We start from the raw sequence: 12,611 nt of genomic DNA on the forward strand, positions 1-12,611 counted from the left end.
ACGTGTGCGGGGGTCCGGGCCGACGGGCGACCCGTGTCCCTCAGCCCCCGGCGACGATCTTCTGTTCCTTCTCCACCGGGTCCCTGTCGGCGACCTTGACCAGGTCCAGGAAGGTCTGGTTCTTGGCGATCTCCAAGAGCTGGTCGTTGGTGACCGGCGCCGAGGCGTTGGACTTGGTGTCGGGGTTCACGGACAGCCTGACGTCGCTGCTCCCGTAGCGGAACGAGAGCTCGGTTCCGGTGACGTCGCCGTTGTCCATCGGCATGGTGATCGCCGTGGCGACGATGCCACCGGGCACGGGCAGGGGGGCGTTCTTGCAGACCATGCCCTTCACCTGCAGGCACTGCTTGGAGGCGGGCTCCGACCCCGCCGGGCGCACCGAGAAGATGACGGTGAAGGTCTTGCCGTCCTTCTTGGCCTGGTACATGCGCACGTTGAGGTCGGTCCGCTGCACGGTGCCGACCGACTGCGGCAGCAGGCTCTGGAGCACGGGGACGGCCTGGTTCTGGAAGTTCTCCTGCTTCGCCCGTTCGGCCGGCGGCAGGTCGGCCATCGATGATTCGCCCGGAGTCGGGTCGATGTGCACCGGCGGCTGCGGTGCGGTGCTCGACGGCGGCGCGGCCACGTTGATCACCGCGCCCGACTGCGGGCCGCCGGTGTCGGTCGGCAGTGCGGCGGCGACGGCCACGCCGAGCGCGGCGACGGCCAGGGCGCCGCCGCCGACGGCGAAGCGGACGCGCGCCTTGCGGCGTCGGCCCTGGGCGCGGGCCGGGCCCACCAGGTCGGGCAGCGGGGGCAGGTCGGCGGTCGTGCGGGTCATCGTGTCGCGGATCAGCAGGACGGTCCCGGCGTCGTCGGGGAGTTCGTGGAGCTCTTCGTGGGTGCTCATGGCGTCTCCTCAGTTACCTGTGGCGTAGATGTGGGCGTCCCCGAGCTGCGTCCGCAGCCTGGCCAGGGCGCGCGAGCACTGGCTCTTGACCGTTCCCTCGCTGCACCGCAGCAGCTCGGCGACCGTGCCGACGCTGAGGTCCTCCCAGTAGCGCAGGACGACCATGGCCCGGGCCCGCGGCGGGAGTTGCTCCAGGGCCGCGAGCAGGGTGACGCGCAGGTCGGCGTGTTCGGGCAGCGGAGGGACGTCCGCGTGCCGGTGCGCCAGGAGGTCGCGCAGGCGGCGGCGTCGCTCGGCGAGGAAGGTGCGGGTGAGCACGGTCCTGGCGTAGGCGTCGGGACTGTCGGCGGCGGACACCTTGCGCCAGTGCTGGAACAGTTTCGCGAGCGTCGTCTGGGTCAGGTCGCGCGCGCCGTCCGCGTTCCCGCACAGCAGGTACGCGGTGCGGTACAGCTTGCGCTGACCGGCCCGGGCAAAGGCCTCGAAGTCGTGCTCGGTGCCTGGTGGCATCCGCCCTCCCCTTCACATCGTGTCTCTCATCCCTGTCCTGAGTGCCGGCGCCCGGGAAAGGTTGAGAACGAATTTCGGGGAGATCCGGGGAGGGCCGGCGTTTCCCCCGCGTAGGTCCGCCGTCGGTCTGCCGTCCGCCCGCCTCGGCACAATGGACGGCATGAACCTCACAGTCGGCTTCGACCTCGACATGACCCTCATCGACTCGCGCCCCGGCATCAAGGCCGCCTACCAGGCGCTTTCGGCCGAGACGGGTACGTTCATCGATGCCGACGAGGCCGTCACGCGGCTCGGGCCGCCGCTCGACGAGGAGCTCGCGCACTGGTTCCCGGAGGCCGAGATCCCGGCCATGGCGGACCGCTACCGTGAGATCTACCCCACGTACGCCATCGAGCCGACCCCGGCGATGCCGGGCGCCCGCGAGGCCGTGGAGGCAGTCCGGGCCCTCGGCGGTCGCGCGATCGTGGTCACCGCGAAGCACGAGCCCAACGCCCGCCTGCACCTGGCGCACCTCGGCATCGAGCCCGACGCCGTGATCGGGTGGCTGTGGGCGGAGGCCAAGGCGGGTGCGCTGCGCGAGTACGGGGCGCAGGTGTACGTCGGCGACCACGTGGGCGACGTACGCGGGGCCCGTACGGCCGGCGCGCTGTCGGTGGCGGTACCGACCGGCCCGTGCCCGGAACCGGAGCTGCGCGCGGCTGGTGCCGACGTGGTCCTGCCGGACCTGACCGCGCTGCCGCAGTGGCTGGCGCAGTACGTGGCGGCGGCGCAGCCCGTCTGAGGCGGCGGGTGGTTGCGGGTGCCTCAGGCCGCCTGTGAGGCCCGGGCGGCCTTGCGCTGGGCCGCGGCCGAGCGCAGCACGCCCGCCGCCGAGATGGCGAAGCCGACGCCCATGAGCATGCAGACGGCCCACGCGTACGACGGGAACGGGTCGATGTCGAGGAAGAGCGGGGCCATCGTCACCAGCGTGGCGACGGCGCCCGCGATGAACACGATGCCGCCGGCCTTCACCAGTGCGTCGCCGGGCCGCGCTTCGTCGGGGGAAGAGGAGTCAGTCACCGCACCAGGGTAGTTCCCGGGTCGTGGCGGGTCCCTTCCCGGTGTTTCCCGCAAGGGTCGAGATCCGGGCAGGGGGTGTTCGGCCATGCTTGACGGGCCGCAACTCAGGGGAGACTCTTCACAGCGAGAGCAGGCAGTAACGGCCCAGGTACATGGATACCCTGACCTGCTGAGACATGTTGGTTCGGTTCCGGGTATGTGAGACGGGGTGCGTGCTTTGCCCACCGGCAAGGTCAAGTGGTTCAACAGTGAGAAGGGCTTCGGCTTCCTCTCCCGCGACGACGGCGGCGACGTCTTCGTCCACTCGTCGGTGCTCCCCGCCGGGGTCGAAGCCCTCAAGCCCGGCCAGCGCGTCGAGTTCGGCGTCGTCGCCGGCCAGCGCGGTGACCAGGCCCTTTCGGTGACCGTGCTCGACCCGGCCCCGTCCGTCGCGGCCGCGCAGCGGCGCAAGCCCGACGAGCTCGCCTCGATCGTGCAGGACCTCACGACGCTGCTGGAGAACATCACGCCGATGCTGGAGCGGGGCCGCTACCCCGACCGCACGCACGGCACGAAGATCGCCGGCCTGCTGCGCGCGGTCGCCGACCAACTCGACGTCTGACGACCGGTCCCGCAGGTACGGACTTCCGCGCCCCGCCACTCGAAAGAGCGGCGGGGCGCAGACGTTCTCGGGGACCGGCCGCTCACGGGAAGTCGAGCGCGCCCGGCGCGATGGCCGGCACCAGGCCCTCGGCGGCGGCCCGGGTCAGCAGGCCGCGCACGGCGGCGTACCCGTCCTCGCCGAGCCCGGCCGTGAACTCGTTGACGTACAGCCCGATGTGCTGGTCGGCGACGGCCGGGTCCAGTTCCTGCGCGTGGGCGCGGACGTACGGGCGGGAGGCCTCCGGGTCGTCCCAGGCCATCAGGACCGACGTACGGGCCGACTCGGCGAGTGACCGCAGGGTCTGCGTGCCCAGCGAGCGCTTGGCGATGATCGCGCCGAGCGGGATCGGCAGGCCGGTCGTGGACTCCCAGTGCTCGCCCATGTCGGCCAGGCAGTGCAGCCCGTAGTCCTGATAGGTGAACCGGGCCTCGTGGATGACCAGTCCGGCGTCCACCCGGCCGTCGCGGACCGCCGGCATGATCTCGTTGAACGGCAGCACGACGACCTTGCCGACCCCGTCGGGCAGCACGTCCGCCGCCCACAGCCGGAACAGCAGGTAGGCGGTGGAGCGTTCGCTGGGCACGGCGACGGTCCTGCCCGTGAGGTCGAGGTCCGGCTCCCGGGTCAGGACCAGGGGACCGCAGCCGCGGCCCAGGGCGCCGCCGCAGGGGAGCAGCGCGTACTCCTCCAGCACCCACGGCAGGACGGCGTACGAGACCTTCAGCACGTCGAGCTCGCCGCGCTCGGCCATCCCGTTGGTGATGTCGATGTCGGCGAAGGTGACGTCGAGGGCGGGCGCCCCGGGGACCCGGCCGTGCGCCCAGGCGTCGAAGACGAAGGTGTCGTTGGGGCAGGGCGAGTAGGCGATCCCGAGCGGCTCAGTGCCGCTCATGGCGTCGCTCGCTGCTTCGCTCGCCGCGTCGGTCGCTGCGTTGCTCATGGCGTTCTCCCCAGTTCGCGAGTACGGGGCCCAGTGCGCGGAAGCCGCCGGCGAGCGCGCCGAGCGCGTCCCCGATCCGCCAGGCGGCGCGGTCGCGCGGTCCCACGGCGTTGGACACGGCACGGATCTCCAGTACGGGCAGTCCGTGCGCGGCGGCCGCCTCCGCTACCCCGAAGCCCTCCATGGCCTCGGCCCCGGCCATCGGGTGCCGGGCCGCGAGCGCGGCGGCCCGGGCGGCGGTGCCGGTGACGGTGGAGACGGTCAGTACGGGCGCGAGCAGCGCGCCGGTGGCCTCGGCGGCACGGGCGGCGAGCTCTGCGGGAGGCAGGTGCACGCTGTGCCCGAAGCCGAGGGCGGTGACGTCGAGGAAGCCGTCGGGGGTCTCGGCCCCCAGGTCGGCGGCGACGATCGCGTCGGCGACCACGAGGGAGCCGACGGGGGCGGCGGGCGCGAACCCGCCGCCGATGCCCGCGCTGACCACGAGGTCGTAGTCGGCGAGGGCCAGGGCGGTGGCGGTGCCTGCGGCCGCCGCGGCCGGCCCGACACCCCCGACGAGCACGTCGAGGGCGATGCCGGGGAGGTCCCGCCGGGTCGTGCGGTAGCCACCCGGGAGGGTGCGCGGCTCAGGGCCGGGGGTGTCCGGATGAGGGGTCAGACCGGTGATGGCGGAGTCTGCCTCCGCCGCCACCGCGGTCACCACGAGCGCGCGCACCGGTGGCCGTCCGGTTACTTGAGCTTGAGGTTGAAGGTCCAGACGGCGAGCGGCTTGCCGTCCTCACCGGTCTGGAGGAAGGCGAGCTTCTTCGAGGACGGGGCCTCGCCCTGGCCGCCGGTCGCGAAGACGTCGGCGCCGGGGAAGCTGCGGTAGGTGTTCGACGAGGGTTCGGTGATCGGCTGGCCGTCCAGGATCGCCGACCACTTCTTGCCGTCCGCGACGACCTCGGGCTCGACACCCAGGCGCAGGGTGTCGCCGCGGCCGTACTCGATGGTCTTGGCGTCCTTGAGGCCGGTGAGGCACTCCTGGACCTTGTCCATGGACAGCGGCTCGCCGTCGGAGTGGCAGGCGGCTTCGGCGGACACCGACGAGGTGCCGACCGTCACGGTCGCCAGCGGTGTCGGCTTGTCGCAGGCGGAGAGGAGGAGGAGGCCGGCGGACACGGCTCCGAGGGCCGCGACGCTGCGGCGGGCCCTACCCGAGAAAAGCGGTGCGGTCATGAGCCGAAGGCTATCGGGCCGGTCGGCTGCGCCGCTGCACGGGGTCCGGCCTGCGGTGTGGCGCGGCCTGCCCTCGGTGCGGCGCCACTGTCGGGTGCTCCGCCCCCGCACCCCCGCGCCTCGATCGCCGGCGGGGCTGGAGATGCCGCTGCGCGGCACCCTGGGGCTCCGCCCCAGACCCCGCGCCTCAAACGCCGGCGGGGCTGGGTTTCCCCGGCGGGGCTGGATTGCCCGGAGGGGTGAAATCGCCCTCCGGGCAATCCAGCCGCACCTGGCGGACGGCAGCGGACACATCCAGCCCCGCCGGCGTTTGAGGCGCCGCCGGAGGCAAATGAGCCCCGCCGGCGATTGAGGCGCGGGGTGTGGGGCGGAGCCCGACGGCGGTGCCGCGCAGGGAGCGAGGGGGGGGCGGGGGCGGAGCCCCAGGGGGTTACGCGACTCGGGGACGTTGGGTGCCCGGTTGGGGGTGGCGGGGGGACGTCAGGAGGCCGCGGAGGGCCATCGTCGTGCCGAGGGCGACCATCGCGGCGGCGACCGACATGCCCAGGACCCCGTTCAGCGGCAGGACGATGCCGATCGCGCCGCCGAGTACCCACGCCACCTGGAGGAGGGTCTCCGAGCGGGCGAAAGCCGAGGTGCGCACGGCCTCCGGGACGTCCCGCTGGATCATCGCGTCCAGGGACAGCTTCGCCAGCGCCTGGCAGAAGCCCGCCGTCGCGCCCAGTACGGCCATGAACAGCCCGCTGAAGAAGACCGCCGCCAGGATCGCCACCACGAGGGTGAGGGACAGCACCGCCGCGATGATCGCCTCCGGCGCCCGCGCCCGCAGCCACGCCCCCGCCGCCGTCCCGCACGCGTTGCCGATGCCCGCCGAGACGCCCACGATGCCCAGGGACACCGCCGCGCTCTGCCCCGGCATGGGGTGCTCGCGCAGCAGGAACGCCAGGAAGAAGATCAGGAAGCCGGACAGTGCCCGCATCGAGGCGTTGGCGAGGAGCCCGCACAGCACCGACCGGCTCACCGTCCGCAGGCCCGGCCGCTTCGAGTGCGGCTCGTGCGTGGACAGCCGCGCCCGCCGCTCGCCCTTCGCCTCGTCCACCTTGTGCGGCAGCGTGAACGCCGCGAAGGTCCCCCAGACGAAGACGACGGCGGCCCCGTACAGCGGCCACTGCGGCCCGATCACCTGGAGCCCGGCGCCCACCGGCGCCGCCACGCCCGTGGCCAGCAGACCGGCCAACGTGACCCGGGAGTTCGCCTTGACGAGTGAGAACTTCGGTGGGAGGAGGCGCGGGACCACCGCACTGCGCACGACCCCGTACGACTTGGACGCGACGAGGACCCCGAGCGCGGCCGGGTACAGCTGGATGCCGCCCGTGGCGACCGCGCCCGACATCGTCACCGCCAGCAGCGCGCGGGCCAGCATCGCGGCGGCCATGGAGGCCCGGCGGCCGTGCGGCAGCCGGTCCAGCAGCGGGCCGATCACCGGGGCCAGCACGGTGAAGGGCGCCATCGTGATGCCCAGGTACAGGGCCACCCGGCCGCGTGCCTCGTCCGTGGGGACGGAGAAGAACACCGTCGAGGCCAGCGCCACGGTGATGAGCATGTCGCCGGCGCCGTTGATGGCGTGCAGCTCGATGAGTTTTCCGAGGCCCGATTCACCGGCCCCGTGGGCGTGCGTGGCCCGCCGGATCCCGCGCGCCGTACCGGTGAACGGGGTGTGCAGGGCACGCCCCAGGGCCCGGCCGGCCCGTTTGGCCGGTCCCGAGCCGTCGCCGGACGACCGTGCGGGTGCCACGTGGCCATACTGCCCCAACCCGCCCTCCGGCAGCCTTCCCGGCGCGTCGCCCTGGCGGCCCGGCCGGTCTCCGGGGCCGTTCCGGGTCCGTTCCATGTCCGCGAATCGGACCTTGCATGTGGGCCGGAGGCGTCGGAGGAGGTAGCGTGCGTAGCGCGCCACCGGCGGTTGCTCCTGGCCGCGCGCCTCTTCGCGATCCCGCAGAATGGATCGCATAAAGGTGCGCCCGGAGTCCGATCGGGTGCGGACGTCGACGCGGCCCTCTGGTCCGCTCCGCCCGCGCCACGTACGGACGGCACCGACGGGTCGTTGTGGACGACAGTACGGACGGCGCACACGTGAGACGGCGTAGGAGAGAACGAGAAAAGTGAGTGCTGCGACGACGCGAAGCCGTACCCCGCGTACCCCCGACCGCCTGTGCGTCGAGGCGGTAGAACTCGCCCGCGCGTCGGCCGAGGAGGCCGCGTACCCCGGTGTGGTGGGCGAGCACGTCTCCGCCGTCGCCGAGGGCGACCGGGTCGTCACTCACTTCTTCGAGTGCAAGGAACCGGGCTACCGCGGCTGGCGCTGGGCCGTCACCGTGACCCGCGCCTCCCGCGCGAAGAACGTCACCCTCGACGAAACGGTGCTGCTCCCCGGCGACGACGCGCTGCTCGCGCCGGAGTGGGTGCCGTGGAGCGAGCGGCTGCGCCCCGGCGACATGGGCCCGGGCGACCTGCTGCCCACCGACGCCGAGGACCTGCGGCTGGAGCCGGGCTGGTCGGGCGAGGACGTCCCGCCGCCGAACTCGGTCGTTTCCACCGAGATGGCCGAACTGGTCGAGGCCGAGGACGCCGACGTCACCGACCGCACGGTGGTCCCGGCCCGCGGTTCGATCACCGCGGTGGCCGAGGAGCTGGGCATGCGCCGGGCCCGGATCCTGTCCCGGTACGGGCTGCACAGCGCGGCCGACCGCTGGGACGACTCCTTCGGCGCGAAGACCCCGATGGCGCAGGCGGCTCCCGCCTCGTGCGTCTCGTGCGGTTTCCTGGTCGCGATCGGCGGCTCGCTGGGCCAGGCCTTCGGCGTCTGCGCGAACGAGTTCTCCCCGGCCGACGGCCGCCTGGTCTCCCTGTCCTACGGCTGCGGCGGCCACTCGGAGGCCGCGGTCATGCCGACGCCGCCGCGGCCCGCGCCGCCGGTGCTCGACTCGATGGCCTCGGACGAGTTCCCGCTGCACCCGGCCCCCGCCGCGGACACCGGTTCGGTGCCGCCGGCGGACCTCCAGGCCGCGGACCTGGGTCACTCGTAAGGTCTCCGTCCGCCGGCCGGCCAGGCGGCGTACCCTCGCGGCATGGGGGACGCCGACATGGACATGGTGGGGATGACCGGCCGGGTGACCGGGACGGTCGGGCCGGGCCTCGTGGGCGAGGTCATCGTACGGATCCGGGGCGGGGCGGAGCACTTCCTCGCCCACCCTGTGCCGGGCGCCGGGCCGGAACGGCTGGGCGTCGGAACGGTGGTGACGATCGTCGAGTACCAGCCGCCGCGCACCGTCTACGTGATGGCCGTCTACGACGTCTGAGCCGCGCCTGAGCTGTATGTATCAAGATGGCGATAAGAATCCGCCAACGCCTTCCCGGCCGGCCCGGGCAGGCGCAGACTCGCCCTCGTCGGTGCCGAACGGCACCGGAATAAGGGGGCGTTGCCGATGGCTATCGGCGTCGTGGCGGGAATCGTTCTCGCCGCAATCGTGGCTCTGATCGGCCTGTTCAAGCTCATGTGGCGGGTGGCCGAACCGAACGAGGCACTCGTCATCTCCGGTTCCACGCACCGCACCGAGGGACTCGGCGAGGGCATGGGGTTCCGGATCGTCACCGGACGCGGAACGCTCGTCGTCCCGGGCGTGCAGGCCGTGCGGAAACTGTCCCTGGACCTCAACGAGACGCAGCTGGTCGTCGACTGCGTCACGCACCAGGGCATCCCGCTGCGGGTCAAGGGCGTGGTCATCTTCAAGATCGGCGACGACCTGGTGTCCATCGCCAACGCGGCGCGCCGCTTCCTCGACCAGCAGAAGATGATGCCGGAGCGGGTGCACATCGTCTTCGCCGGTCATCTGCGGTCCATCGTGGGCGGCCTGACGGTCGAGGACATGATCCGCGACCGGGAGAAGCTGACCGGGCAGACCCGGGCGGCCTGCGGCACGGAGATGGAGAAGCTGGGCCTCATCGTGGACTCGCTCCAGATCCACGAGATCGAGGACCCGACCGGCTACATCAAGAACCTGGCGATGCCGCACGCGGCCGCCGTGCAGCGGGACGCGCGGATCGCGCAGGCCGAGGCGAACCGGCTGGCGACGGAGGCCGAGCAGACCGCGTTCGCGCGGATGGCGGAGGCCACCCGGGACAGCGAGATCCTCCAGGCCGGCTACCAGGCCGAACGGGACAAGGCGGCGGCCACCGCCCGCCAGGCGGGCCCGCTGTCGGAGGCGGCGGCGCGCCAGGAGGTCGTGGTCCAGGAGACCAAGGTGGCGGAGCTGGAGGCGCACCGGCGGGAGCAGCAGCTCCAGGCGGACGTGCGCAAGCCGGCCGACGCGAAGGCGTACGAGATCCGGACCCGGGCCGAGGCGGAGCGCGACGCGCGGATCTCGTCGGCCCAGGCGAAGGCGCGGGAGACGGAGCTGGCGGCGGCCGCGGAGGCGACCCGCGTCAAGACGGCGGCGACGGCCGACGCGGCGGCCACGGAGGCCCGTGGTCTGGCGACGGCGACGGCGACGCGGGCGACGGGTGAGGCGGAGGCGGCGGCGACGCAGGCGAAGGGTCTCGCCGAGGCCGCTTCCGCGAAGGCGAAGGGTCTCGCCGAGGCGGAGGCGATCAAGGCGCGGGCCGCGGCGCTGGCGGAGAACCAGGAGGCGGTGGTCGCGCAGCAGCTGGCGGAGAACTGGCCGGCGATCGTGGAGGCCGGTGCGGGGGCCTTCGGCAACGTGGAGCACATGGTCCTCCTCAACGGGGCGGAGGGGATGTCGGAGATGTTCGCGAAGGCTCTGTCCATGGGCGGCGCGGGCCTGGGCGTGGCCCGCCAGCTCCTGGCCTCGATGTCCCAACCCCCGACCGACCCCGGGGCCCCTGCCCCGGCCCCGGCGGCCCCGTCCCTGAACGGCCGAGTCCCGATCCACGAGGAGTGACCACACCGCGGAGCCCGAGACGCCGCTCACGCGGCATCCTGGGCTCCGCCCAGCCCCGCTCCTCAAACGCCGGAGGGGCTGGTTCGCCTCCGGCGGCGCCTCAAACGCCGGCGAGGCCGGATCCGGCTCCTGCCGTCCGTCAGGCGCGGCTGGATTGCCCGCGGGGCAATTCCAGCCCCGCCGGCGTTTGAGGCGCGGGGGTTCGGGGGCGGAGCCCCCGACAGTGGTGCCGCACCTCCAGCCCCGCCGGCGTTTGAGGCGCGGGGTCTGGGGCTGCGCCCCAGGAGGCGGCCCGCAGGGGTCAGTCGGCCGGGCCGCGGCGGCGGAGGAGGCGTTTGGCGGCGAAGACCAGGGCGAAGGCCACCGCCAGGACGGCGGCGCCCTTCCCGAAGCTGCCCTGCGGCTCCGCGGCAGCGGGTGCCCCCGGGGCGGCCGGGGCCGCGGAGGACGAGGGGGACGAGGGCGCGGAGGGCGCGGACGGCACCGGGACCGCCACCACGCGGCTGTTCACGCCCTCCGATCCGAACATCAGCGTCCGCCCGTCCGGCGTGTACGTCACCGACTCCGCCTGCCCCTGCCACGGCGCGTCGACCCGCTCGCCCTCACCCTCCGGCCGCCCGTCCTTCCACGGGTACGCACGGGCCATGAAGTACCCGCGCAGGGTCAGCCGCGTCCCGTCGGGGGAGAACGCCCCGTCCGTCACCCACGGCACGTCCGCGACCCGCCGGAAAACGTTCGACGAGCCCGTCGACAGCTCCGCGGGGCCCTCGTACAGGCCGCCCTTGCTCTCGTCCTTGCTCGCGATGTACACCCGGCCCGTCACCGGATGCACCATCAGCGCCTCCGCGTTCCGCGGCCCGTCCGCGTACCGCACGGTGAACTGCGTCGCCTTGACGGTGACGTCGGCCAGTTCCTTCGGCTCCTCGAAGCGGTAGATCCACACGTGGTCCCAGGTGCCGTTCAGGTTGTCGCCGATGTCCCCCAGGTACAACTGCCCGTCCGGACCGAGGGAGATGGCCTCGACGTCGCGCGGCTTCCCGATGTCCGTCAGGGTGACGCGGGCCACCGTCTTCCCGGTCGCCGAGTCCACGGCGTAGACGTACGGGCCGTCGTCGCTGTCGTTGTGCGTCCAGTACACGCCCGGGTGGATCCGGCTGGCCGCGAGCCCGCTCGACTCCTTGATCCGGGGGTCGGTGATGGTGAACGAGGACGCCCCGGGCGCCCCCGAGGCGACGGCCGCCGAAGGCAGCACGGCGAGTGCGGTGGCGACGGCCGCCACGGCGGCGGATGACAACGGCAGCATGCGCATCCTCCCAGCCTGCCGGCCCGCACCGCGTGTCCGGCATCACAGCTGCTCACAGCGGGCGATCCGCGATGATGACCGGATGCGTTTCATGTTCGTCGGCGACTCCATGACCATCGGACGCGCCGGCGATTACACCTGGCGCCACCGGATGTGGCAGCACCTCGACGCCACCTTCGGCGGCCCGTACGAGATCGTCGGCCCGCGCCACGAGTTGTACGAGGGATCCACCGCGTACGCCGACCCGGGCTTCCCCGAGCAAGCCCGCCGGCACCTCGCCGGCTGGGGCGAGGGCTGGCAGCACATGGCGCCGCTCATCGGGCCGGCCGTCCGGGACTGCGGGGCGGACGTGCTGCTCGTCTCCCTCGGCCTGATCGACCTCGGCTTCTACACGAAGTCCGACGAGACCGCCGCCAACGCCCGCCGTTTCATCGCCGAGGCCCGCGCCGCCCACCCGGGCGTACGGATGGTGCTCCTCCCGGTGATACCGAACGTCCGGGCCGAGGAGGACGCGCCCTTCGCGGCCGAGGTCGACCGCTTCAACGAGCTCCTGGCGAAGGCGGTCGCCGACCTGACGACCGACGCCTCGCCGGTCCTGCTGGCCGCGCGTCCGGCCTCGTACGACATCCACGTCGACACCTACGACGGCACGCACCCCAACGCCTCCGGAGAGCACCGCCTGGCGGGGGAGTTCGCGGCGGTGCTGCACCAGGCCTGGGGCATCGGCGGTCCGTACCGTCCCCGGGCCTGAGAACTAAGCGGTCTCGACCGAACCCGCACCCGCACCCGCACCGTCGTCTTCACCCGCCGCCGGCTGCCGCCGCACCCGCCTGGTCTCCCTCAGGTAGTCCAGGGCCTGCTTCCGGGACACCTCGCCCAGCAGCCGGCCCTCGTGCAGGCCGCGGCGCGCTTCGTTGCGGGCGTCGACGAGCGCCTCGGCGCGCAGCACCAGCAGGCCGCCGAACAGCAGGGAGCCGGCCACCCACCAGGGCGCGTCGGCCATGACGCCCAGCGTGGCGGTGGACAGGCCGCCGAGGGAGGCGAGAAGGCGGGAAACGGTCATCGGTGAACTCCTCGAAGGACGTGCGGGCAGG

The 12,611-nt window shown here is 73.2% G+C and carries 15 protein-coding genes; 6 read left to right on the forward strand and 9 right to left on the reverse strand.

Annotated elements, in window-relative coordinates; all coding sequences use genetic code 11:
- Nucleotides 1-40: 40 nt before the first annotated feature.
- Both ACFYYJ_RS25660 and ACFYYJ_RS25665 read right to left on the reverse strand, forming a co-directional pair.
- Complete coding sequence (locus tag ACFYYJ_RS25660) at nucleotides 41-889, reverse strand: hypothetical protein (protein ID WP_389135754.1); 849 nt, start codon at nucleotides 887-889, stop codon at nucleotides 41-43.
- A 9-nt stretch (nucleotides 890-898) separates the two neighbouring features.
- On the reverse strand, nucleotides 899-1,399 hold the full coding sequence (locus ACFYYJ_RS25665; RefSeq protein WP_389135757.1) for a SigE family RNA polymerase sigma factor: 501 nt from the start codon (nucleotides 1,397-1,399) through the stop codon (nucleotides 899-901).
- A 160-nt stretch (nucleotides 1,400-1,559) separates the two neighbouring features.
- Here ACFYYJ_RS25665 and ACFYYJ_RS25670 point away from each other — a divergent pair, with 160 nt between their 5' ends.
- A complete protein-coding gene (locus ACFYYJ_RS25670; protein ID WP_384735339.1) occupies nucleotides 1,560-2,180 on the forward strand; it encodes an HAD family hydrolase in 621 nt (206 codons plus the stop codon).
- A gap of 23 nt (nucleotides 2,181-2,203) precedes the next feature.
- On the opposite strand, the gene ACFYYJ_RS25675 is transcribed toward ACFYYJ_RS25670, so the two are convergent.
- Entirely contained in the window at nucleotides 2,204-2,458 is a 255-nt protein-coding gene (locus tag ACFYYJ_RS25675; RefSeq protein WP_385364434.1) for a hypothetical protein, read from the reverse strand.
- A gap of 217 nt (nucleotides 2,459-2,675) precedes the next feature.
- Here ACFYYJ_RS25675 and ACFYYJ_RS25680 point away from each other — a divergent pair, with 217 nt between their 5' ends.
- Nucleotides 2,676-3,059: a cold-shock protein gene (locus tag ACFYYJ_RS25680; RefSeq protein ID WP_385132124.1), complete on the forward strand. Its 384-nt coding sequence runs from the start codon at nucleotides 2,676-2,678 to the stop codon at nucleotides 3,057-3,059.
- Nucleotides 3,060-3,141: 82 nt separating this feature from the next.
- On the opposite strand, the gene ACFYYJ_RS25685 is transcribed toward ACFYYJ_RS25680, so the two are convergent.
- From ACFYYJ_RS25685 to ACFYYJ_RS25700, 4 genes are all read right to left on the reverse strand, one after another.
- Nucleotides 3,142-3,993 carry a 1,4-dihydroxy-6-naphthoate synthase gene (locus ACFYYJ_RS25685; protein ID WP_389135994.1) on the reverse strand — a complete coding sequence of 284 codons (852 nt, stop codon included), beginning with the start codon at nucleotides 3,991-3,993 and terminating at the stop codon, nucleotides 3,142-3,144.
- Complete coding sequence (locus ACFYYJ_RS25690) at nucleotides 3,980-4,753, reverse strand: futalosine hydrolase (protein WP_385132110.1); 774 nt, start codon at nucleotides 4,751-4,753, stop codon at nucleotides 3,980-3,982. The genes ACFYYJ_RS25685 and ACFYYJ_RS25690 overlap by 14 nt, the downstream gene beginning before the upstream one ends.
- Before the next feature lie 14 nt (nucleotides 4,754-4,767).
- Nucleotides 4,768-5,256, reverse strand: coding sequence for a DUF2771 domain-containing protein (locus ACFYYJ_RS25695; protein WP_385132111.1), 489 nt, complete (start codon nucleotides 5,254-5,256; stop codon nucleotides 4,768-4,770).
- Between the two features lie 430 nt (nucleotides 5,257-5,686).
- Complete coding sequence (locus ACFYYJ_RS25700) at nucleotides 5,687-7,069, reverse strand: MFS transporter (protein WP_385366736.1); 1,383 nt, start codon at nucleotides 7,067-7,069, stop codon at nucleotides 5,687-5,689.
- Between the two features lie 349 nt (nucleotides 7,070-7,418).
- Here ACFYYJ_RS25700 and ACFYYJ_RS25705 point away from each other — a divergent pair, with 349 nt between their 5' ends.
- The 3 genes from ACFYYJ_RS25705 to ACFYYJ_RS25715 all read left to right on the forward strand — a co-directional run bounded on the left by ACFYYJ_RS25705 (nucleotide 7,419) and on the right by ACFYYJ_RS25715 (nucleotide 10,214).
- Nucleotides 7,419-8,342, forward strand: coding sequence for a DUF3027 domain-containing protein (locus ACFYYJ_RS25705; protein WP_385366735.1), 924 nt, complete (start codon nucleotides 7,419-7,421; stop codon nucleotides 8,340-8,342).
- 42 nt (nucleotides 8,343-8,384) lie between these two features.
- Nucleotides 8,385-8,615, forward strand: coding sequence for a hypothetical protein (locus ACFYYJ_RS25710; protein ID WP_384582117.1), 231 nt, complete (start codon nucleotides 8,385-8,387; stop codon nucleotides 8,613-8,615).
- Nucleotides 8,616-8,741: 126 nt separating this feature from the next.
- The gene (locus ACFYYJ_RS25715; RefSeq protein ID WP_389135764.1) at nucleotides 8,742-10,214 is read left to right on the forward strand and encodes a flotillin family protein; all 1,473 of its coding nucleotides are present in this window, start codon (nucleotides 8,742-8,744) and stop codon (nucleotides 10,212-10,214) included.
- A 301-nt stretch (nucleotides 10,215-10,515) separates the two neighbouring features.
- Here the strand turns inward: ACFYYJ_RS25715 and ACFYYJ_RS25720 are convergent, their stop codons facing one another.
- Nucleotides 10,516-11,523, reverse strand: coding sequence for a WD40 repeat domain-containing protein (locus ACFYYJ_RS25720; RefSeq protein WP_389135766.1), 1,008 nt, complete (start codon nucleotides 11,521-11,523; stop codon nucleotides 10,516-10,518).
- Between the two features lie 76 nt (nucleotides 11,524-11,599).
- On the opposite strand from ACFYYJ_RS25720, the gene ACFYYJ_RS25725 reads away from it, so the two are divergent.
- The gene (locus tag ACFYYJ_RS25725) at nucleotides 11,600-12,268 is read left to right on the forward strand and encodes a GDSL-type esterase/lipase family protein (RefSeq protein ID WP_389135769.1); all 669 of its coding nucleotides are present in this window, start codon (nucleotides 11,600-11,602) and stop codon (nucleotides 12,266-12,268) included.
- 3 nt (nucleotides 12,269-12,271) lie between these two features.
- Here the strand turns inward: ACFYYJ_RS25725 and ACFYYJ_RS25730 are convergent, their stop codons facing one another.
- Complete coding sequence (locus ACFYYJ_RS25730) at nucleotides 12,272-12,580, reverse strand: hypothetical protein (RefSeq protein ID WP_389135771.1); 309 nt, start codon at nucleotides 12,578-12,580, stop codon at nucleotides 12,272-12,274.
- Nucleotides 12,581-12,611: the final 31 nt, after the last annotated feature.

Source organism: Streptomyces sp. NPDC002467 (assembly GCF_042889825.1).
GTDB lineage: Bacteria > Actinomycetota > Actinomycetes > Streptomycetales > Streptomycetaceae > Streptomyces.